Annotated in this window: 18 protein-coding genes; 7 read left to right on the top strand and 11 right to left on the bottom strand. The window is 65.1% G+C overall.

The window, feature by feature from the left end; translation table 11 throughout:
• Positions 1-147: 147 nt before the first annotated feature.
• Entirely contained in the window at positions 148-2016 is a 1869-nt protein-coding gene (locus GGR73_RS09790) for a methyl-accepting chemotaxis protein (RefSeq protein ID WP_184456717.1), read from the top strand.
• Positions 2017-2608: 592 nt separating this feature from the next.
• Here the strand turns inward: GGR73_RS09790 and GGR73_RS09785 are convergent.
• From GGR73_RS09785 to rluD, 4 genes are all read right to left on the bottom strand, one after another.
• Positions 2609-3034, bottom strand: a complete 426-nt coding sequence (locus GGR73_RS09785; RefSeq protein ID WP_166767399.1) for a thiol-disulfide oxidoreductase DCC family protein — start codon at positions 3032-3034, stop codon at positions 2609-2611.
• Between the two features lie 70 nt (positions 3035-3104).
• Positions 3105-3629 carry a DUF4166 domain-containing protein gene (locus GGR73_RS09780; RefSeq protein WP_179465334.1) on the bottom strand — a complete coding sequence of 175 codons (525 nt, stop codon included), beginning with the start codon at positions 3627-3629 and terminating at the stop codon, positions 3105-3107.
• Between the two features lie 2 nt (positions 3630-3631).
• On the bottom strand, positions 3632-4447 hold the full coding sequence (gene pgeF, locus GGR73_RS09775) for a peptidoglycan editing factor PgeF (RefSeq protein ID WP_184456715.1): 816 nt from the start codon (positions 4445-4447) through the stop codon (positions 3632-3634).
• A 1-nt stretch (position 4448) separates the two neighbouring features.
• Positions 4449-5444, bottom strand: a complete 996-nt coding sequence (gene rluD / locus GGR73_RS09770; protein WP_054592204.1) for a 23S rRNA pseudouridine(1911/1915/1917) synthase RluD — start codon at positions 5442-5444, stop codon at positions 4449-4451.
• A 120-nt stretch (positions 5445-5564) separates the two neighbouring features.
• Here rluD and GGR73_RS09765 point away from each other — a divergent pair, with 120 nt between their 5' ends.
• Together GGR73_RS09765 and GGR73_RS09760 are read left to right on the top strand one after the other, a co-directional pair.
• Entirely contained in the window at positions 5565-6446 is an 882-nt protein-coding gene (locus GGR73_RS09765; RefSeq protein ID WP_024939405.1) for an outer membrane protein assembly factor BamD, read from the top strand.
• A gap of 323 nt (positions 6447-6769) precedes the next feature.
• A complete protein-coding gene (locus tag GGR73_RS09760) occupies positions 6770-7756 on the top strand; it encodes a hypothetical protein (RefSeq protein WP_184456713.1) in 987 nt (328 codons plus the stop codon).
• Between the two features lie 8 nt (positions 7757-7764).
• Here the strand turns inward: GGR73_RS09760 and GGR73_RS09755 are convergent, their stop codons facing one another.
• The 3 genes from GGR73_RS09755 to GGR73_RS09745 all read right to left on the bottom strand — a co-directional run bounded on the left by GGR73_RS09755 (position 7765) and on the right by GGR73_RS09745 (position 11287).
• Positions 7765-9405, bottom strand: a complete 1641-nt coding sequence (locus GGR73_RS09755; RefSeq protein ID WP_102255998.1) for an NAD+ synthase — start codon at positions 9403-9405, stop codon at positions 7765-7767.
• A gap of 202 nt (positions 9406-9607) precedes the next feature.
• Entirely contained in the window at positions 9608-10429 is an 822-nt protein-coding gene (locus GGR73_RS09750; RefSeq protein ID WP_456362945.1) for an MBL fold metallo-hydrolase, read from the bottom strand.
• 201 nt (positions 10430-10630) lie between these two features.
• Positions 10631-11287: a DsbA family protein gene (locus tag GGR73_RS09745; protein WP_184456709.1), complete on the bottom strand. Its 657-nt coding sequence runs from the start codon at positions 11285-11287 to the stop codon at positions 10631-10633.
• Between the two features lie 80 nt (positions 11288-11367).
• Between GGR73_RS09745 and GGR73_RS09740 the strand changes: the two genes are divergently transcribed.
• Positions 11368-12309: a LysR family transcriptional regulator gene (locus GGR73_RS09740; RefSeq protein ID WP_065032726.1), complete on the top strand. Its 942-nt coding sequence runs from the start codon at positions 11368-11370 to the stop codon at positions 12307-12309.
• 219 nt (positions 12310-12528) lie between these two features.
• On the opposite strand, the gene sucD is transcribed toward GGR73_RS09740, so the two are convergent.
• Together sucD and sucC are read right to left on the bottom strand one after the other, a co-directional pair.
• Complete coding sequence (gene sucD / locus GGR73_RS09735) at positions 12529-13404, bottom strand: succinate--CoA ligase subunit alpha (RefSeq protein ID WP_011038208.1); 876 nt, start codon at positions 13402-13404, stop codon at positions 12529-12531.
• 24 nt (positions 13405-13428) lie between these two features.
• A complete protein-coding gene (gene sucC, locus GGR73_RS09730; protein WP_016901264.1) occupies positions 13429-14598 on the bottom strand; it encodes an ADP-forming succinate--CoA ligase subunit beta in 1170 nt (389 codons plus the stop codon).
• A 231-nt stretch (positions 14599-14829) separates the two neighbouring features.
• Between sucC and GGR73_RS09725 the strand changes: the two genes are divergently transcribed.
• Together GGR73_RS09725 and GGR73_RS09720 are read left to right on the top strand one after the other, a co-directional pair.
• Complete coding sequence (locus GGR73_RS09725) at positions 14830-16443, top strand: sensor histidine kinase (RefSeq protein WP_016901263.1); 1614 nt, start codon at positions 14830-14832, stop codon at positions 16441-16443.
• A gap of 192 nt (positions 16444-16635) precedes the next feature.
• Entirely contained in the window at positions 16636-18030 is a 1395-nt protein-coding gene (locus GGR73_RS09720; protein ID WP_047127086.1) for a sigma-54-dependent transcriptional regulator, read from the top strand.
• 465 nt (positions 18031-18495) lie between these two features.
• On the opposite strand, the gene pilB is transcribed toward GGR73_RS09720, so the two are convergent.
• Both pilB and GGR73_RS09710 read right to left on the bottom strand, forming a co-directional pair.
• Positions 18496-20229 carry a type IV-A pilus assembly ATPase PilB gene (gene pilB, locus GGR73_RS09715; RefSeq protein ID WP_047129198.1) on the bottom strand — a complete coding sequence of 578 codons (1734 nt, stop codon included), beginning with the start codon at positions 20227-20229 and terminating at the stop codon, positions 18496-18498.
• A gap of 184 nt (positions 20230-20413) precedes the next feature.
• Entirely contained in the window at positions 20414-20818 is a 405-nt protein-coding gene (locus tag GGR73_RS09710; RefSeq protein ID WP_047129199.1) for a pilin, read from the bottom strand.
• Positions 20819-21195: 377 nt separating this feature from the next.
• On the opposite strand from GGR73_RS09710, the gene GGR73_RS09705 reads away from it, so the two are divergent.
• Positions 21196-22455 (top strand): type II secretion system F family protein, encoded by a 1260-nt coding sequence (locus GGR73_RS09705; protein WP_047130423.1) that lies wholly within the window; start codon positions 21196-21198, stop codon positions 22453-22455.
• The last annotated feature ends 5 nt before the right edge of the window (positions 22456-22460 follow it).

The raw sequence follows: 22460 nt of genomic DNA, 5'->3' as shown, positions 1-22460 counted from the left end.
CGGTGTTTTCGGGGGTCTGGTCGGCAGATTCCGACGAACGGTGATTTCACGCCGTCATGATTCGGGCTCGGCCGCCGATACCCCATAGCAGCCCATGCAGCGCAGGACGCCGCTCCCCACTCCGAATCACTCAGTTGGACTCAGCCTATGTCGCCCTCACCCGATGCCACCGCCGTCTCCCGCCCGCCTTCCGGCCGGAACCTTGCGCGTGCCAGCACGGCCGCATGGCTGCCTGCCGCTGCACAGATCGGGCTGCTGGGCTTGCTGACGCTCTACGCCGCCACGCTGCTGCCCGGCGGTGTCTGGACCGGCTTGGGCCGCTTGCTGCCGGCGCTGCTGGTACTGGGCGCGGCAAGTGCCGGGCTGTGGTGGTGGGCACGCCGTCGCGGTGTGGCGCAACTGCAACAGGCGATCGGCACGGTGACCGCCATCGGTGAAGGGCGCTTTCAGCGCCTGGATCTGCGCACCGCCTCCGGCGAACTCGCGCCGTTGCTGCACGCCCTGCAGGCGACCCAGGACAAGCTGGCCATCCGTCTCGATGTGATGGAACAGGGGCTGCGCCACGGCCAGTTCGTGATCAAGGCGCTGGACGATCTGGACACCATGATCCGCATCGCCGACGACGACGGCCAGGTGCTGTTCGCCAACCGCAAACTGCTGGCGATGCTCAAGCTGATCGAGCCGGATGTGCAGAGCTTCCGCCCCAGCTTCCATGCCGAAGGCTTCGTCGGCGGCAGCATCGGCGACATCTATCCCGACAGCCAGGCCGCGATCGACCGCATGCGTGCGCTGACCGCCTCCAAGGCGGTGCGCGCACCGTTCTTCGGCCGCCAGATCGACTTCGTCTACAGCCCGATCATTGCCGCCGACGGCACCAAGCTGGGCACCATCGCGCAGTGGATGGACGTCACCGCGCAGGTCAACGCCGAGCAGGCGCTGATCCAGATCATCGATGCCGCCGCGGCCGGCGATTTCAGCCGGCGCATGCAGATCGACGGCATGGACGGCGTGCTGCTGTCGCTGGCGCAGGGCATCAACCGCATCTACGACTCGGTGGAAACCCACCTGGCCGCCTTGGCGCGGGTGATCGGTGCACTGGCCGAAGGCGACCTCACCCAACGCGTGGAGGGTGATGCGCACGGCATCTTCGCGCGCCTGCGCGACGACACCAACCAGACCGTGACCCGGCTGACCGAGATCATCGGCGACATCCAGATCGCATCGGACACGATCCGCCGCGCGGCGGTGGAAATCGCCGCCGGTAACGCCGACCTGTCCGAGCGCACCGAGCAACAGGCCGCCAATCTCGAAGAAACCGCCAGCTCCATGGAGGAGCTCACCTCCACCGTGAAGCAGAACGCCGACAGCGCGCTGCAGGCCAACCGGCTGGTAGTGGGCACCGGCGAAGTCGCGCACAACGGCGGCCAGGTGATGGACGATGTGGTGTCCACCATGGGGCAGATCAGCACCGCCTCGCGCAAGATCGGCGAGATCATCGGCGTCATCGACGGCATCGCCTTCCAGACCAATATCCTGGCGCTCAACGCTGCGGTGGAAGCCGCACGCGCCGGCGAACAGGGCCGCGGCTTTGCGGTGGTCGCCTCGGAAGTGCGCGCGCTGGCGCGGCGCTCGGCCGATGCGGCCAAGGAGATCAAGACGCTGATCGCCGACTCCACCGACAAGGTCGAACTGGGCTCGGGCCTGGTGCACCGCGCCGGCGCGACCATGCGCGAGATCGTCGGCTCGGTCAAACACGTCACCGACATCATGAGCGAGATCACCGCCGCCAGCGCCGAGCAATCCAGCGGCATCGAACAGGTCAACCGCACCGTCGCGCAACTGGACGAAGTCACCCAACGCAACGCCGCGCTGGTGGAAGAAGCCACCGCCGCCGCGCGCAGCCTGGAAGAACAGGCCGTGGAACTGGCCGATGCGGTGTCGATCTTCCGCCTGCAGCCTGCGCACAGCGGCAACCCGAGAGCAGCGCCCGCAAGCTTCAAAAACGCAGCCGCGTAAGCCGCCGTCACGGATCACCGTAGGAGCGCACCCGGGCGCGACGAAGCTTTATCGGTAACGCCCCATCGCGCCCAGGTGCGCTCCTACACCGAGCAGGCGTGCCTGTCCGCCACCTCAGATCCAGCACACGCGGCCGAACAGTACTCCGTATCGACAAGCCATCAGAGAAATCAGCGCGCAGTCGTAGGAGCGCACCTGGGCGCGACGAAGCTTTCCCGGTAACGCCCATCGCGCCCAGGTGCGCTCCTACACAAAGCAGGCGTGCCTGTCCGCCACCACAGATCCAGCGCACGCGGCCGAACAGCACTCCGTATCGACAAGCCATCATAGAAATCAGCGCGCAGTCGTAGGAGCGCACCTGGGCGCGACGAAGCTTTCCCGGTAACGCCCTATCGCGCCCAGGTGCGCTCCTACACCGAGCAGGCGTGCCTGTCCGCCACCACAGATCCAGCGCACGCGGCCGAACAGCACTCCGTATCGACAAGCCATCATAGAAATCAACGCGCAGTCGTAGGAGCGCACCTGGGCGCGACGAAGCTTTATCGGTAACGCCCCATCGCGCCCAGGTGCGCTCCTACGTCTAGCTGGGGCGCTAGTCGAGAAACCGCTCGCGCTGCTCCGGTGTCGGCAGCATGCAATGCTCGGTGCGACCGAACCAGCGGTAGCGATGGCGTGCGATCAGGCGATAGCCGATGTCGCGCACGCGACGCGGCACCACGCGCAACACCGTGGCCAGCCGCCAGAAGCCGCCCAACCCGGCCAGCACCCGCACGATCGCGTCGCTGTCGGTCCACGCACCGCGGTCATCCACCAGCAGAAACGACAACGGGTCGTCCGGATCCAGCCCATGCTGCTGCAACAGCGCACGTCCGGCCTGGCCCTGCATTGCGGCAAAGCGATAACGCCCGCGTCGATCATGACGCAGCAGGAACCTGACCCAGCCATTGCACAGCAGGCACACGCCATCGAACACGATGGTCGCGGGCACAGCACCTGGCTGACGGCCGGGCGGCTCCACGCGCGACGGCTTCGAGTGAGCAGGCTCCAACCGAGACGACTCCAGCTGAGACACGTCAGCGAGCGGTGGATCAACGTGGTTCAAGCCAGCCCTCGTAGCGAATGAACGGGCCGACCAGCGGCAAGTGCACGTCGACCAGAAATCCGTAACGCCCGGCGTCGGCATGCTCGCGGCAACGCACCTGCTCGAACCAGCGCGCAGGCAACCGGATCCAGCCCAATGCCCACACCCGCGTGGCCTGCCAGTACAGCGATTGCGCGTCGGCGCGCAGCGCGAATTCGAACCGCACCGCGCCCAGATGTTCGCGCAGGCGCGTGCCCTCGCGCCACAGGCGCGAATGCATCGGCAGGCCGCCGAACCGCCGATGCCAGCGCTCGCCCGCCGCGTCTGCAAGAAACTCCACTTCGACCTCCACCTCGCCACTGCGCGGCAAGCGGCTCAACAGCGCCAGTAACGGGACCAGCGCATGCGTGCCGCGTTGAATCCTTGCCCGGCCGGCGAAGGTCTGCCGCTGCTGCACCGAATGCAGCGCGCGCACCGGCGCAGGCAGCTGCGCGAACGCGTCCTGCCCCAACACCTGCGCAAACAACGGCACGCTCAGGGCGCGATCCATGCCAGCGTGGCCATGCGTCCGCTGCGGCGGTCGCGACGATGCGAGAAGAAGCGTTGCGGCTCGGAAATGGTGCACAGCCCGCCGCCATGGATGGCGCTGGCCGGCACACCGGCATGCTGCAGGCGTTGACGCGCCAACGCATACAGGTCCACCCGCCAATGCCCCGGACGGGTCGCAACAAACGCGCGTTGCGCCTGCGCATCGTGCGCGACGAAGGCGTTGAACACGTCTTCACCGATTTCATAGGCCTGCGGCCCCGCTGCCGGCCCCAACCATGCCAACACCTGCTGCGGCGGCGTGCGCATCGCCGCCACGCTGCGCTCCAGCATGCCGTCGGCCAGGCCGCGCCACCCTGCATGCGCGGCGGCCACTTCGCTGCCATCGGCAGCGGCGAGCACGACCGGCAGGCAGTCGGCGGTGAGGATCGCCAGCACCACGCCGGGCACAGCGGTCACCGCTGCATCGGCGACCGGTTCCTGCGCGCCTGGCGCGACAGTGCCCGCTGCAGGCGGCTGTTCGCCGGGCGCGAGCACGGGCGCGTCGACACGCAACACCTCCACCCCATGCACCTGACGCAGCCACTGCGGGGTACCGGGCAGTGCCAGCGCCTCGACCAGCAGCGCCCGGTTGCGTTCCACCTGCTCCGGCACGTCGCCATCGGCACTGTGGCGGTTGCCGAGGTTGAGCGTGTCGAACGGCGCCAGCGAGCCGCCCAGGCCGTGACGCAGCGTGGTCAGCGCATGGATGCGTGGTGGCGCCGGCCAGTCGGCCGGCAGCACGAAGGGTGCGGCGGCGGCCACGTCAGCGGCGTGCCAGCTCGGCGGCGCGTGCGCTGTCTTCGCGCAGGGCCGTCATCAGCCGCTGCAGGTCGGCCGGCACCGGCGCGCTGGCGCGCACCGGCTCGCCGCTGACGGGGTGCAGGAATTCCAGGGTTTCGGCATGCAGCGCCTGACGCTTGAAGGTGCGCAGCTCGTGCACCAGTTCGTCGGTGGCCCCCTTGGGCAGCTTGAGCGCGCCGCCGTACAGCGGGTCGCCGACGATCGGCGACTTCAGATGCGCCATGTGCACGCGGATCTGGTGGGTACGCCCGGTTTCCAGCCGGCATTCCAGCGCGGTGTGTGCGCGGAAGCGCTCGCGCAGGCGGTAATGGGTGACCGCATCGCGGCCGTCGTCGCGCACCGCCATCTTCAGCCGATCGCGCGGATGGCGGTCGATCGGCGCGTTGGCGGTGCCGCCGGAGACCAGCGCGCCCACCACCACCGCCAGATACTGGCGATGCACATCGCGTGCGGACAGCTGTTCCACCAGCGCGGTCTGCGCCTGCACGGTACGCGCCACCACCATCACCCCACTGGTGTCCTTGTCCAGCCGGTGCACCACGCCTGCGCGCGGCACTGCCGCCAGCGCCGGGTCGCGGAACAGCAAGGCGTTGACCAGGGTACCGTCCGGATTGCCCGCGCCCGGGTGCACCACCAGCCCGGCCGGCTTGTCGATCACCAGTACCTGGTCGTCTTCGTACAGCACGCTCAGCGGGATGTCCTGCGGCGCGGCGTGGGTCTGGGTTTCCAGCACCACCTGCACCTGCACGCTCTCGCCGCCGCGCAAGGTGTCGCGCGGGCGCGCCATTTCCCCGTTCAGCAGCGCATCGCCGGACTTGATCCACTCCGACAAGCGCGAGCGCGAGAATTCGGGGAACAGCTCGGCCAGCACCGCGTCGAAACGGCGTCCAGCGGCGTTGTCGGGCACGATGGCCTGGCGGATGGACGGGTCGAGGGGGTCGGCAGATGGGTCGGACATGGACACGGGCACTCAGGCAAAAGCGGGAATTTGGCGGTCCGGGCGGCGGGAGTCAGTCGCCGGACAGGCCACTAGGCTATCATCGCGCTCTCGTTTTCCTGATGCGTCCTGCCCAGACCCATGATCCGACGGTCCACGTTTTCCGCGCCTGCGCGCCTGATTGCCCTCATGCTGGTCATGGCGTTCGTCGTCACCGGCTGCCACCGCGGCGCCAAGGACAAGAATCCCGATGAGGGCATGCCGGTCGAGCAGCTCTACGGCAAGGGCCACGGCCTGATGGAGAAAGGCAACTGGGCCGGCGCCGAAGCCAGCTACAAGCGCCTGATCGCCCAGTACCCGTACGGCCCGTACACCGAGCAGGCGATGATCGAAACCGCCTATGCCCAGTACAAGGCCGGCAAGCACGACGACACCGTCTCCAGCGTCGACCGCTTCATCCGGACCTATCCGACCCATCGCAACATCTCGTATCTGTACTACCTGCGCGGGCTGGCCAACAGCAACCGCGATACGGTGTTCCTGCGCCGCGTGTGGTCGCTGGATCCGAGCCGTCGCGACCTGTCCTCGCCGCAGCAGGCCTACAACGACTTCAACACCGTCACCGACCGCTATCCGAACAGCCGATACGCGCCGGATGCGCGCAAGCGCATGATCGAGCTGCGCGACGTGTTCGCCCAGCATGAACTGGACAACGCGCTGTACTACCTGCGGCGCAACGCCTGGGTCTCGGCGGCCGGTCGTGCCAACTACCTGCTGGAAACCTATCCGCAGAGCGCCTACCAATACGACGCGGTCGCGGTGCTGGCCGAGGCCTACACCCACCTGGGCAACAAGACCCTGGCCGCCGACGCACGCCGCGTGCTGGAGCTCAACAGCCCGCAGCACCCGTGGCTGACCGGCGACTGGCCGAAGTATCCCTGGGCCATTCGCAAGCTCAATCCGTTCGCCGGCGAGAAGTCTGCCGCCACCGGTCAGCGCAATGCACAGATGAGCCGCGACTGAGACATCAGTCGCCGGCGTGATGAGAAGGGGCCGCAAGGCCCCTTTTTTATTGCGGTAACGCGCCTGCGGCGGTGACGGCGCGCCGGCTGCCGCAGGCACTCGCGATGCCTGGCGACAATGACGCCTGATCGACCGGGAGATCGGCCGTCCCGCATTCCGCGCCCGCGCCCCACCCTCTCCCGCAACGCGGGGCGCGCCTGCCCGCGACAGCTGCAGGCACCTCGCCAGACCCGGCACCAGGTCACCGAACCGCGCCTGTGCGCTGCCTATACTCGGCCCTGAAGAAGACCCGACTCCCCGCTGGCGCCCGCCCAGGAGGCCGCATGTCCCGCTGCATCGTCCCGTTCCTGCTCGCCCTGTTGCTGGCGGCGATGACCAACACCGCCACCGCGGCGCCGATCGTCTACGGCGTCAACGCTCACGACAATCGCCCCGGCTATTCCATGGCCCAGGCCGAGGCCCGCTTCCAGCTGCTGGCCGCACGCAATCTGCGCAGCTACCGCTTCGATGTGGACCCGCGCGATTACGCAACGCTGGATGCGCTGGTCCCGCTGGCGCGCAAGTACGGCATCACGCTGCGCCCGATGGTCTACCCGATGTCGCGCGAGATCGGCTACCAGCTGGCACGCCGCTATGCGGCCGACATCAAGGTCTGGGAGATCGGCAACGAACAGGACCTGGTGCGCGCCGAGGCCGATGCGCGCATCGCGGCAATGACCACGATGTACCTGGGCATGCGCCAGGCCTCCAACGAACTGGGCGCCGGCCTGCGTTTCACCATCAACATCACCGCCTGCAACAGCGACGACCGCAGCGCCAGCGCACGCTGCCCCGGCGATCGCAATGGCTCGCTATGGTTCCTGGCCAAGGCCAAGGCGGCCGGCTTCAATTTCGACCACATCAGCTTCCACTACTACGCCTTCCACCAGGATGCCGGCTACTGGAGCGCGTTGTACCTGGGCCAGCTGCGCACCGCGGCGCAGACCTACAAGACCCCGGTGTTCTTCAACGAACTCAACTGTGCGGAGATCTACACCGGCAACACCACCGGCGGTGCGGAAGGCGACCGCGGCTGCTACGACAGCCTGGCGCAGCTGCTGCGCAACGTGCGCGACAACTATGCCGACGTGGTGTCCGAGGTGAACGTCTACGAATTGCTGGACCAGACCAGCATCCAGGGCGCCGAAGGCCATTTCGGCCTGATGTACGACCTGACCCGGCCCAAGCCGACCCTGGACCTGCTCACCCGCTTTGCCCAAGCACCGGCCACCGCAGCGGTGGCTGGTGCGCCGGACGACCGACCGCAATAGCCGTCGGGCTACTGGCCGGAATAACCATTGGTGATCGGGTAACGCCGCTCGCGGCCGAACGCGCGCCGCGACACCTTGGGCCCGGGCGCGGCCTGGTGGCGCTTCCATTCGTTGAGCCGCACCAGCCGCAGCACGTGTTCCACCGTGTCGGCGGCATAGCCGGCCGCGACGATGTCATCGCGCGACTGTTCCTGGTCGACGTAGCGGTACAGGATGCCGTCAAGCACATCGTACGGCGGCAGCGAATCCTGGTCGGTCTGGTTGTCGCGCAACTCGGCCGAGGGCGGGCGCGAAATCACGGCCGGCGGTATCACCGGCGCCCCGCCCACGGTATTGCGCCACTTGGCAAGGCCGAACACTTCGGTCTTGTATAGATCCTTGAGCGGGGCGTAGCCGCCGCACATGTCGCCGTAGATGGTGGCGTAACCCACCGCGTACTCGCTCTTGTTGCCGGTGGTCAGCAGCAGCCCGCCAAACTTGTTGGACAGCGCCATCAGGATCACCCCGCGGCTGCGCGACTGCAGGTTCTCTTCGGTGATGTCCGGCTGGGTGCCTTCGAACATCGGCCCCAGCGCGGCGAGCAGGCCTTCGAACGCCGGCTCGATCGCGATGGTTTCCAGCTTGACGCCCAGCGCGCGGCATTGCTCGTCGGCCAGATCGTTGGACAGGTTGGCGGTGTAGCGCGACGGCAACCGCACCGCGGTGACGTTGTCGCCGCCCAGCGCATCGACCGCCATCGCCAGTACCAACGCCGAATCGATGCCGCCGGACAGGCCCAGCCAGACTTTGGTAAAGCCGTTCTTGCGGCAATAGTCCTGCAGCCCGCGCACCACGGCGCGCCAGGCCAGCGCATCCATGCTCTCGTCGCCATCGTCCACCCACACCACCGGGGTGAAACTGCGCTCGCCGGCGGCGTAGTCCACCACCAGCCACTGATCGACGAAGGCGGCAGCGGCCGGATGCACGGTACCGTCGCCATCGGCCACCACCGATGCGCCGTCGAACACCAGCGCATCCTGGCCGCCGACCACGTTGAGGTAGGCAATCGCCGCCCCGCTCTCGCGTGTGCGCTCGGCCAGCAGGGCATCGCGCTGCGCATGCTTGCCGCGCTCGTAGGGCGAGGCATTGGGCACCAGCACCAGCTCGGCGCCGGCCTGCACGGTCCTGGCCAACGGTTCGGCAAACCACAGGTCCTCGCAGATCACCACGCCCACCTGCACACCCTTGACCGTGACCACGCAGTTGTCGCCATCCGGGTCCACGTCGAAGTAGCGGCGCTCGTCGAACACTGCGTAATTGGGCAATTCGCGCTTGCGATACGTCGCCTCGATACGCCCGTCGCGCAACACGCTGGCGGCGTTGTAGACCACGCTGCCGGCACTCTGCGGCCAGCCGACCACCGCCACGATGCCGCGCGTACTGGCGGCGATGCGCGCCAGCGCTTCCTGGCAATGGGCGAGAAAACCGGGCCGCAGCAGCAAATCTTCCGGCGGGTAGCCGCTGATCGCCAGCTCGGGAAACAGCACGATGTCCGCATCGAACTCGTCGCGCGCTGCCGCGATGAAGTCGATGATGCGATCGGTATTGCGCGTCACGGCGCCGACCGGGAAGTCGAACTGCGCCATGGCGATGCGGAGCGTCTGGGACATTGGAAGGCCTATGCGAATGCAGCGGGGAAGGCGTGGCTGCGCCGCATCCCGCAACAGACCGGGATGCAGACCGGCGTCGCCGCCAAGCCTGCATTATTCCAGAAGCGCAGCGGCGTGCAGGGATCTGGCGCTGCGTCGGTGTTGCGCGTCCACTGCATGCACGGCGCCTGCGCGGATGGTGTCCGGCTGCGCCGTCATCGCATCAGCCCCACTGCATCTCGCCGGTGGCGACCTTGGCGCCGATCTGCAATGCCACCGTCATGCCGGCATCGGGGTAGCGCGCGGTCATGGCCTTGATCAGGTCGGCACTGTTGCTGTGCCTGGCCAGCTCTTGCTCGAAAGCCAGCAGATAATCGCGCGTGTAGGCGATGGCCGAGGCATCGGTGGGCGCGCCCGGCAGCAAATGGCCGGCCACCACCACCGATGGCAAACGCGCCGCCATGCGCTCCAGCGTCTTGCGCCAGGCTGCACGGCCTTCGGCGCCGTGCGTATCGGCGGTCCACACATGCGTGCCGGAGAACACCAGCACGCCACCGAAGATCGCCTTCAGCGCAGGCACCCAGATATAGCGTCGGTTGGCCAGACCGTCGGCCTCCACGATCTCCAGCGCGTGGCCTTCACGTGTGAGTGCAGGGCCATCGAAGGGTTCCGGCATCACGATGTCGGCCAGGCGCTGCGGGCCGTTTTCCTTTAGCTGCGGGCCCCAGGTGGCCAGTTTCTTTTCGACATTGCCCTTGATCGCCGCAATGGTGGCCGAGGCGGCGATGACGCGCGCCTCGGGGAAGGCAGCCTTGATCGGCGCCAGGCTGAAGTAGTAGTCCGGGTCGCTCTGGCTGATGTAGATGGTGGTCAGCGTCTTGCCGCTGGCGCGGATCGCCTCGACCAGCGCCTTGCCGTCGGGCAGGGTGAAGCCACCATCGATCAGCACCGCATCGTGCGTGCCGGAAATCAGCACCGGCGCGCGGAAGAACCCATGTTCACCGGCGGGGAAATGTTGATACGTCAGTGTGGTCGGTGCAGCCATGGCGGTATTCGCTCCAGGGAAGGCGGTTGCGACACTCGCAACGGCCAGGGTTTTGATGACGTCTCGTCGGGTTGGCATTGGTTTGGCCTTTGGGGATGGCGACGGTTGGGGTGAGGGTGCGGCGGAAGACAGCCAAGTCACTGGAGACGTGTGTGGGGAAAGGTCCGCTGCAAGAAAGCCAACCCCATGGCGAGAAACCCGTCACCCAGATGCCAAAAAATGCCCAGCATCCAACTGCCGCAGGACGACATCGGGGTTCCCATAACCCGCCCCGACATCCAGCAACCACCGCTTGCCGGACGACTGCGCAACCAGCGTCGGCACGCCGCGTACATCGAATTCCTGCAACAGCTCCAGCGCCTGGTCGATGCGCGCCTGTGTCAGCGCAAGCAGCTGCGCATCCGGCGCGGCGATCTGCTTCGCGGCCTGCTCCAGCCCGAGCGATTGCAGCAGGCCCACCAGCGTGTCCAGCGCGGTCACATCGTCGCCCTCGACATAGCGCGCCCGCTGGATGGCCCCCAGCACCTGCACTTCGCGCGACGGAGCGACACGCGCCACCGCCGTCAGTGCCAACGTCGCCGGAGCGCTATCGAAGCGCTGCTGACGATTGCCGAGCACGCGCTGCCGATACTGGGCGCTGAAATCCTGGCCGGTCAGCTGTGCGATGCGTTGGTCGTTGGACCAGGCGTAGCCGGCGAAGGTGTCGTCCATTGCCCTGGCGCCCGCGCCCAGAAACAGCCCGGCTGGCAGCAGTTGCAGCGCGACATCGGCCCGTGCCTGCAGCGCCGACACCACCGCGCTGGCGCCATAGCACCAGCCGCACAGCGGGTCGTAAATGTAGTGAACGGTAGTGGACATGGCAGCGGCATCCGGTGGCGAGGAAGGCATCCTAGGCCCGCGCCGTTGACTCTTAAATCCATCCGCCATAAACATACCGTATGCCAAAGACACACAATCGAAGCGAGACCGGACCAGGCGGCCTGGGCAATCTGCGCCGCCTGGCCTACTTCGTCGCAGTGGTGGACACCGGCTCCTTCACGGCGGCCGCCGAGCGCCTGGGCATCACCAAGGCGGTGGTGAGCCAGCAGGTCGCCCGCCTGGAGCGCGAATGCCGCACCTCGTTATTGGTGCGCACGACCCGCAGGGTGCGCACCACCGAACTCGGGCAGGCGTTCTACCAGCGCTGCGCGGCCATCCTGCGCGATACCGACGACGCCTTCGACGCACTCACCGACACCGCCGCCGAACCGTCCGGCCTGCTCCGGCTCACCGCCCCGCTGGACTACGGCGTGCGCGTGGTGGTGCCGGCGATCGCGGCCTTCACCCGGCGCCATCCGGCCTGCAAGGTCGACGCAATCCTCAGCGACCAGACCCTGGACCTGATGACGGCCAACATCGAGCTTGCGATCCGCGTCGGCTGGCTGGCCGAAAGCAGCCTGCAGGCACGCAAGATCGGCGCGTTTCGCCAGTTGCTGGTCGCGCCTTCCGCGATGGCCGCGCAGCTGGCCCGAATCGCATCGCCGCAGGACGTCGCCACCCTGCCCTTCGTGGCGAACACTGCATTGCGCGATCACCAGCGCTGGCAATTCGCGCACGCCACGCATGCGCCGCAGAGTGTGGACGTGCAGCCGGGCATCTTTCTCGACGCCACCCTCGCCGTGCGCGAGGCGGTGTGCCAGGGTGCAGGCATCTCGGTGCTGCCCGATTATGTGGTCGCCGACGATCTGGCCGCCGGTCGCTTGCTGCATGTGCTGCCGCAGTGGCAGTTGCCGTCCGGCGGCATCCACACCGTGTTCCCGGCAACGCGCTTTCGACCGGCCAAGGTGCGCGCGTTCGTGGAGCTGTTGCTTGAGCTCAATGCGCAACAGCACGAGCTTTGAATCGAACGCTGCAAGCCGCTCGAATCCGCCGCCAAGCCGCGGCAGGCAACGGCGGCCGGCGAAGACGCTGGCACCAGCCAGCCATTGGCCAGCGGAAATGGCCACGTCGGCCATTGCAACAAATGACTCGCCACAGACCGCTGGCTAAAGTGGCTAGCCACAAAAAAGGCCGCCCGAAGGCGGCCTCTCCGACGCTACGCGCTTGCGCGCGCGGCGTGCTTACTTCACCAGCGCAGCAATCGCCGCACCCAGATCGCCCGGCGAACGGACGGTCTTGACGCCGGCAGCTTCCATCGCCGCGAACTTGCCTTCGGCAGTGCCCTTGCCGCCCGATGCGATCGCACCGGCGTGGCCCATGCGCTTGCCGGCCGGCGCCGACGCACCGGCGATGAAGCCGACCACCGGCTTCTTCACGAACTGCTTGATGTACTCGGCGCCGGCTTCCTCGGCGTCGCCACCGATTTCGCCAACCATGATGATGCCTTCGGTCTGCGGATCTTCGTTGAACAGCTTGAGGCAGTCGACGAAGTTCAGGCCGTTGATCGGGTCGCCACCGATACCGATGCAGGTGCTCTGGCCCAGGCCCACTTCGGTGGTCTGCTTGACCGCTTCATAGGTCAGGGTGCCCGAACGCGACACGATGCCGATCTTGCCCGGCTTGTGGATGTGGCCCGGCATGATGCCGATCTTGCACTCGCCCGGGGTGATCACGCCGGGGCAGTTCGGCCCGATCAGCACGGTGTCCGGATGCGAGCGGGTCAGCACGTTCTTGACGCGCAGCATGTCCAGCACCGGGATGCCTTCGGTGATGCAGACGATGACCTTGATGCCGGCCGCGGCCGCTTCCAGGATCGCATCGGCCGCGTACGGCGGCGGCACGTAGATCACCGACGCATCGGCGCCGGTGCTCTGCACGGCATCGGCCACGGTGTTGAACACCGGCAGGTCGATATGCGTGGTGCCGCCCTTGCCCGGCGTCACGCCGCCGACGACCTGGGTGCCGTACTCGATCATCTGAGTGGCGTGGAAGGTGCCCTGCTGGCCGGTGAAGCCCTGCACGATCACCTTGGTGTTCTTATTAATCAAAACGGACATGGATAGTTCCTTCGGTGTCGTGGATCAGGCGGCGTTCTTGACAGCTTCGACGACCTTCTTGGCACCGTCGTTGATGTTGTCGGCCGGGATGATGGCCATGCCGCTGTCGCGCAGCAGCTGCTTGCCTTCTTCCACATTGGTGCCTTCCAGGCGCACCACGACCGGGACCTTGACGCCCACTTCCTTGACCGCAGCGATGATGCCCTCGGCAATCATGTCGCAACGGACGATGCCGCCGAAGATGTTGACGAAGATGCCTTCGACCTTGTCCGAGGACAGGATCAGCTTGAATGCCTCGATGACGCGCTGCTTGTTGGCGCCGCCGCCCACGTCCAGGAAGTTCGCCGGCTCGCCGCCGTTGAGCTTGATCACGTCCATGGTGGCCATGGCCAGGCCTGCGCCGTTGACCATGCAACCGATGTTGCCGTCCATGGTGACGTAGTTGATGTCCAGCTCCGAGGCGGTCACTTCGGTCTCGTCTTCCTGCGTCTTGTCGCGCATGGCGACCAGCTGCTTCTGACGGAACGCGGCGTTGTCGTCGCTGTCGAACTTGCCGTCCAGCGCGTACAGGTTGCCGTCGTCCAGGATCGCCAGCGGGTTGATTTCAACCAGCGCCAGATCCTTTTCGTTGAACAGGCGATACAGGTTCACCATGATGCTGGCGAACTGGCCGGCCTGCTTGGCGGTCAGGCCGAGCTTGAAGCCGAAATCGCGGCCGTGGTAGCCCTGCACGCCTTCGACGAAATCGACGTTGAGCGAGTGAATCAGCTCCGGCGTCTCGGCGGCGACCTGCTCGATCTCCACGCCACCCTCGCTGGAGGCGATGTAGGTGATGGTCTTGGTGCCGCGGTCGACCAGGATCGACAGGTACAGCTCCTTGACGATCTCGCCGGCGGTGGTCACCAGCACCAGATTGATCGGCAGCTCGACGCCGGCGGTCTGGTAGGTGGACATCTTGGTGCCGAGCATCTTGGCCGCTGCGGCCTTCACGTCGTCGGTGGTCTTGCAGAACTTGACGCCGCCAGCCTTACCGCGACCGCCCGCGTGGATCTGCGCCTTCACCATCCAGGGGCCCTTGCCCAGGGAATTGGCGACTTCAACCGCTTCGTCCGGGGTCGCCGCGACCTTGCCGGCCGGAACGGGGATGCCGTACTCGGCAAGCAGCTGTTTTGACTGGTATTCGTGGAAATTCATGCGTCACCGTGGGAAAAGGAAACGACCGCTGCGTGCAACGCAGACCGCCTGGGCGGCACGTCAAGAGACGCGAACGGGCCGCCTATTGTGGCCGACCACGCCGTGCGGCGCAAAAGTCGGCGCGGGTGGCCCGCCGTTTGCGGCGCTTGCGTGCAGCCCGGCACTGTGCACAAGCGCTGCGCGGGCCGCCCACCTGCCTATACTCGCGGCTTGCTCCAGCGGGGAATCGGCTTGCCATCCAGCCCATCGCTTATCGACCGGATCCAGTCCGCGCCGCAGCGCGAGCTGTACTTCTTTTCGCTGTACCGGGTGCTGGTGGCCGGGCTGATCGCCGCCCTGGTGTTCAGCCCCCTGTCCGACGCGATCCCGGAGCCGCGTTACCCGCGCCTTGCGGCCGGCGTGGCGATCGGCTATCTGTCGGTGGCGATCCCGCTGCTGTTCTGGGGCCGCAGCGAGCGCCGGCTGACCACCACCGTGTTCTGTTCGGTGCTGGCCGACATCGCCGCGGCGACCCTGGCCACGCATGCGCTGCCCGGCGCCAGCGCCGGCATCGCGATGATGCTGCTGTTCAATGTCGCAGCTGCCTCGATCCTGCTGCGCCTGCGTTACGGCATGAGCATCGCGGTACTCGCCAGCGGCGCCATCGTGCTGGAATACCTGTGGACCCTGCTCGAAGGTGGCGGCGCCGCCCGCCCGGTCGCGGAGCTGGCGATGTTCGCCACTAGCTACGTCGCGGTGGCCTTCATCTGCGAACAGATCGGCTCGCGTGCGCGCCGCAATCAGGTACTGGCCGAAGAACGCGGCGCGCAGGTCGCCAACCTCTACGAGATCAACGAACTGATCATCCGCCGCATGCGCACCGGCGTGCTGGTGGTCGATACGCACAACCGCATCACCCTGGCCAACGAGGCGGCGCTGGCGCTGCTCGGCGACGGCGACCAGCGCAACGCCCCGGTCGACCTGTCGCTGGCGGCGCTCACGCCCGAACTGTCGCGCCGCCTGCAGCGCTGGCGCAGCGGCTGGCGCGAGGAAGAGGCCCCGCTGCAACTGGGCGCCGATCGCCCGGAAGTGCAGCCGCGCTTCGTGCGGCTGCTCGCCGACAGCGACCTGGTGCTGGTGTTTCTGGACGATGCCAGCGTGGTGTCGCGGCGCGCCGAATCGCTCACGCTGTCGGCGATGGGGCGCTTTTCGGCCAGCCTGGCGCACGAGATCCGCAACCCGCTGGCGGCGATCAGCTACGCCTCGCAGCTGCTGGAAGAATCCCCGGACATCGGCGATGCCGACCGCCGCCTGCTGCAGATCATCCACCAGCAATGCCAGCGCACCAACGGCATTGTCGAGAGCGTGCTCGCGCTGGCCCGCCGCGAGCGCGCAAGCCCGGACAACCTGGATCTGGCCGCCTTCGTGCGCCGCTTCGTGGTCGAGTACCGGCAGACCCTGTCGATGGAGACCGACATCCTGGAGGCCAGCATCCAGGGCAATGCCGTGCATGCCTTGATCGACCCCAAGCACCTGCACCAGATCCTGACCGCGCTGGTGCACAACGCGCTCAAGTACGGCCGGGTCATGGACGAACCAGCGCGGGTGAAACTGCGCGTGGAGCGCATGGAGCGCATGGCAGTGATCGACGTGGTCGACCGCGGCCCCGGCATCCCGGAGACGGTGGCCGCGCAATTGTTCCGCCCGTTCTATACCACCTCCGAGCACGGCACCGGGCTGGGCCTGTATATCGCCCAGGAACTGTGCCGCGCCAACCAGGCGCAACTGGACTACGTGTCGGTGCCGGGCGGCGGCGCCTGTTTCCGGATCCTGTTGCAGGGGCCCAATAGCCTGCTCGGGAAATGAGCGAGAGCGCTGCGTCATGCCAGCAGCAAGCCAATGGCGCTGCGGCCTGCGCTGGCACTGCGATCGTGCCCGTGCGGCCAGCCACTGCGCATCGTGCTGCGCCCGCGCACCATCGTGTGATCGCGTGAATCGTTACGCCCGGACCCGGCCGGCAATTGTCGACGGTCATCGCCGTGGGCTATCGTGCGCCACATGAACGAACCGAAAAGTGCCTTGGTTGTCGATGACGAGCGTGACATTCGCGAACTGCTTGTTCTCACCCTGGGCCGGATGGGCCTGCGCATCAGCACCGCCGCCAACCTGGCCGAAGCGCGCGAGCTGCTGGCCAACAATCCCTACGACCTGTGCCTGACCGACATGCGGTTGCCCGACGGCAACGGCATCGAGCTGGTCACCGAAATCGCCAAGCACTATCCGCAGACCCCGGTGGCGATGATCACCGCGTTCGGCAGCATGGACCTGGCGGTGGAAGCCTTGAAGGCCGGTGCCTTCGACTTCGTCAGCAAGCCGGTGGATATCAGCGTGCTGCGCGGCCTGGTCAAGCACGCGCTGGAACTGAATAACCGCGACCGCCCTGCCCCGCCACCGCCACCGCCGGAACAGGCCAGCCGCCTGCTCGGCGATTCCAGTGCGATGGAAAGCCTGCGCGCCACCATCGGCAAGGTCGCGCGCAGCCAGGCGCCGGTCTACATCGTCGGCGAATCGGGCGTAGGCAAGGAACTGGTCGCCCGCACCATCCACGAACAGGGCGCACGCGCGGCCGGCCCGTTCGTGCCGGTCAACTGCGGCGCCATCCCCGCCGAACTGATGGAAAGCGAATTCTTCGGCCACAAGAAGGGCAGCTTCACCGGCGCACATGCCGACAAGCCAGGCCTGTTCCAGGCCGCGCACGGCGGCACGCTGTTTCTGGACGAAGTGGCCGAATTGCCGCTGCAGATGCAGGTCAAGCTGTTGCGCGCGATCCAGGAAAAATCGGTGCGCCCGGTGGGCGCGTCCAGCGAGTCGCTGGTGGACGTGCGCATTCTCTCGGCCACCCACAAGAACCTGGGCGACCTGGTCTCCGACGGCCGTTTTCGCCACGACCTGTACTACCGCATCAACGTCATCGAACTGCGCGTGCCGCCGCTGCGCGAACGCGGCGGCGACCTGCCGCAACTGGCCGCGGCCATCATCGCGCGCCTGGCACATAGCCACGGCCGGCCGATTCCGCTGCTGACCCAGTCCGCGCTCGACGCGCTGGACCAGTACGGCTTCCCGGGCAACGTGCGCGAGTTGGAAAACATCCTCGAACGCGCCCTGGCCCTGGCCGAAGACGACCAGATCAGCGCCAGCGACCTGCGCCTGCCCGCCCACGGCGGCCATCGCCTGGCCGCCACCCCCGGCAGCGCCGCCGTCGAACCCCGCGAAGCGGTGGTGGACATCGACCCGGCCTCGGCCGCCCTGCCTTCCTACATCGAGCAACTGGAGCGCGCCGCGATCCAGAAGGCGCTGGAAGAAAACCGCTGGAACAAGACCAAGACCGCCGCGCAGCTGGGCATCACGTTTCGGGCGTTGCGTTATAAATTGAAGAAGTTGGGGATGGAGTAAAAGGCCGGGAGTCGGGATTGGGGAATCGGGAATCGTAACAGCGGGTTGCCGTGTTTAGTTGCTTTGACGGCTCTGTTCTGGCTTCTACGTCTCGAGAACCTTAGAGGACGGCATTCATGGCCGGATGCTGTTCTCCTAATAAAAACGGCGCTCCCCTTACGAGGAAGCGCCGTTTTTTTGGGGGCTTCGCAACTTTGCCAAGTCTCGCCAAAACCGGTGAGCAGAAGCTTGGGTGAAAAGGATTCCCCCCGTAGCCAGCTTCTCCGATTCCCCAATCCCGATTCCCTATTCCCGGCCCTTAGTCCTTCGTCACCCGATTGATCTCGGCCAGGCTGATCACCCGTGCGACCTTCATCCAGTCCACCTGATGCAGGTCGCCAGTAACGATCCAAGACAGACAGCTGCCCAGCCCGCCGGTCGGGGGCTCTTGCGAATCCCCAATCCCGAATCCCCAAATCCCAGCCCTTAGTCCTTCGTCACCCGATTGATCTCGGCCAGGCTGGTCACACCGTGCGCGGCCTTGACCAACGCCGACTGACGCAGGTCGCGGATGCCGATACTCTGTGCCGCCTCGGCGATCTGCATCGCGTTACCGCCTTCCAGCACGATCGCGCCGATCTCGTCGGTCATCGGCATCACCTGGTAGATACCGGTACGGCCCTTGTAGCCTTCGGTGCACTCGTCGCAACCGACCGCCTCATACAGCTCGATCCCGGCAGCGATCTGCGCAGGCGTGAAGCCTTCCGCCAGCAACGCATGCTCGGGCAAGGTCGATTTGCGCTTGCAGTTGTTGCACAGGCGCCGCGCCAGACGCTGCGCGATCACCAAGGTCACCGACGAAGTAATGTTGTAAGGCGCGATGCCCATGTTCATCAAACGCGCGATGGTCTGCGGCGCATCGTTGGTGTGCAGCGTGGACAGCACCATGTGACCGGTCTGCGCGGCCTTGATCGCAATCTCGGCCGTCTCCAGGTCGCGGATTTCGCCGACCATGATGATGTCCGGGTCCTGGCGCAGGAACGAACGCAGCGCCGCGGCAAAGGTCATGCCGCGCTTGTTGTTCTGCTGCACCTGATTGACGCCGGGCAGGCGGATTTCCACCGGGTCCTCGGCGGTGGAGATATTGCGCGTCTCGTCGTTGAGGATGCCCAGTGCCGTGTACAACGACACCGTCTTGCCCGAACCGGTCGGCCCGGTCACCAGCACCATCCCGTACGGCTTGTGAATCGCATCCAGGAACAGCTTCTGCTGGTCAGCCTCGTAGCCCAGCTTCTCGATGCCCAGCTTGGCCGCGCTGCCGTCCAGGATACGCAGCACCACCTTTTCGCCGAACAGGGTCGGCAAAGTGCTCACACGGAAGTCGATCTGCTTGGTCTTGGACAGGTTGAGCTTGATGCGCCCGTCCTGCGGCACCCGCTTCTCGGCGATATCCAGCTGCGACATCACCTTCAGGCGTGCCGCGATACGCTGGCTCAACTTCACCGGCGCCTTGGCCACGTTCTTCAGCAGCCCATCGATCCGCAGCCGCACCCGGTAGTCGTCTTCATAGGGCTCGAAATGGATGTCGGAGGCTCCCCGCCGGATCGCATCCACCAGCACCTTGTTGACGAACTTCACTACCGGCGTGTCGTCGCCCTTGGCATCGACCCCGGAATCCCCGCCGGCGCCCATGTCCTCGTCCCCGGCCGACACGTCCAGGTCGCCCATCCCCTCATCATCGTCCCCGAGCGACGAGCCCAACGATGCGTTGCTGGCCTGCCACTGCTCCAAGGTACGACGGATCTGGTCCTCGTCGACCAGGATCGGCTCGACCACCAAATTGGTATGAAACTTGATGTCGTCCAGCGCCCTGGTCTGGGTCGGGTTGCTCACCCCCACGAACAACCGGTTGCCGCGCTTGAACAGCGGCAGCACCTGGTACTTCTGGAGCAACTCCTCACTGACCAGTTTGACCGCGTTCTGATTGGCGTCGAAGACCGACACGTCCATCAGTGGCATACCGAATTCGACCGCGTTAGCGGCGGCAAGTTGAGACGCGGTTACCAATTTTTTCTCAGCAAACCATTGGGGCAGAGGCACCTTGGCAGCGCTAGCCTGATCCATCGCCAGCCTTGCCGCTGACTCATCTAAAGCCCCGTCTTGGACAAGCCGACGAGCAATGCCGGTAATGCCGACCAGATTGGCAATGACTACGTTCATCTTGTCGCTCCGAAAGCGGGGATATAAATGTACAACACACTCCCCAAGCCAAAAACCCTACCAATTCAGAGAAACCCGGCAACAAATACAAAAAGCTTGCGCCGCACATACCCCGACAGCACTTGCATGCTGATAAAAGAAAAGGCCCATACAGGGCCTTTTCAAGACTCAAAGCTTACAACGATCAGGTGCAGCCAGCCGGCTTGTGCTTGGCAACTACGGCGCCGCCACTGATACCGCACGTCCAAACACCTGCGTTACGAGTCAACGTCAAAGTCGCACCGGCAACGATGTCATTGCCCTTAATATTGACGCACGTAAGCGTAGTAGCGGTTGCACCAAAGCTCGTGCAGCGCGGGGATGTAGTCTGAAGACCAACCTCCTGCGCGTCTGCAGGAACATACAGGCTGTTTTCTTGAAGCTTGGATTCCAGCATGGTCTTGGCGGGACTCACTTCCGCAAGGGCAGCGGTCAGCTGGGACTTGGCCACATAGTCACGGTACATCGGCAGTGCGATAGCGGCCAGGATGGCGATGATCGCGATAACGATCATCAATTCGATCAGGGTAAAGCCCTGCTGCTTCTTCATTGTGAATCCCCTAGAGATAAGTTGAGTAGGTTGACGGACACTCAGCTCTCAAGGCTACTGATCCCCTTGAGCGCCTCGGCGGCGCAGAGCGCCCCGTGCGGGTGATACAAGCAGATTACGTGCCAACTTCATGAACAATGACCTGCCTCCCCGGTAGCAAGTCTATCTGCGTAGCGCCGTAGGGCACATGGTGAAAAGTGATATCTGCGACAGGGCTAACCCTCTGCCGGACAAGGCCAGAAAGTGACTCTGCGCGTCACATTGTTTGAGTACCGATATGCGTGCAACGCTCCTGTTCGAACGAGTGTCATACGCCTTAGAACCAGATAAGATAAGACAGTGTCCACCTGGGGATGGCTGGACGGGGAGCAGAGCTAATGTCAGCAATACGTAGCGCAATCAAGAAAGAGGCCGTGTCCCGCTCAATCGACCAGCAGTTGCAATTCATCTGGGAGGGTAAGGACAAGCGCGGCGTCAAGATGAAGGGGGAACAGACCTCCAAGAGTGCTAACTTGCTGCGCGCAGAATTGCGTCGCCAAGGCATCACGCCAACGGTAGTGAAGGTCAAACCCAAGCCGTTATTCGGCGCGGCGGGCAAGACGGTCACACCTAAAGATATCGCTTTTTTCAGCCGTCAAATGGCGACGATGATGAAGTCAGGCGTCCCAATTGTGGGTGCCCTCGAAATTATTGGCAGTGGCCACAAGAACCCCCGTATGCGGAACATGGTTGGCCAGATCCGCACGGATATTGAGGGGGGCTCCTCGTTGCACGAAGCAATTAGCAAGCATCCCGTGCAATTTGACGAGCTCTACCGAAATCTCGTCCGTGCAGGCGAAGGCGCGGGCGTACTTGAGACCGTTCTTGATACGGTGGCGAATTACAAAGAAAACATCGAAGCACTTAAGGGAAAGATCAAAAAAGCGATGTTTTACCCGGCAATGGTGATGGCCGTCGCACTGATTGTCAGCTCCATCCTCCTTGTCTGGGTGGTACCCCAATTTGAAGACGTTTTCAAAGGTTTTGGCGCGGAGCTTCCTGCATTTACACAGATGATTGTCAACGCTTCGCGATTCATGGTTGCGTGGTGGTGGCTCCTTTTGATTGTATTAGCAGGAAGTATCACTGGCTTTATATTCGCTTATAAACGGTCGCCTGCTATGCAACACGGCATGGACCGCCTGATCTTGAAGGCCCCCGTCCTAGGCCAAATAATGCATAACAGCTCGATAGCCCGATTTGCCCGTACGACGGCGGTGACATTCAAGGCTGGCGTGCCCTTGGTAGAGGCGCTGAGCATCGTTGCAGGTGCGACAGGCAATTCGGTCTATGAGAAGGCTGTGTTACGTATGCGCGATGACGTTTCAGTCGGCTATCCAGTCAACGTGGCAATGAAACAGGTCAATCTGTTCCCGCATATGGTTGTACAGATGACTTCAATCGGTGAGGAGGCCGGCGCATTGGATGCGATGCTATTCAAGGTAGCCGAATACTTCGAACAAGAAGTCAACAATGCTGTCGATGCATTGAGCAGCTTGCTAGAACCCATCATCATGGTATTCATTGGTACCATCGTCGGCGGCATGGTCATCGGCATGTACCTGCCCATCTTCAAGCTCGCTTCGGTGGTTGGATAAGACGT

The organism is Xanthomonas sp. F14 (assembly GCF_014199865.1).
This window is presented reverse-complemented; position numbering and strand designations above follow the sequence as displayed.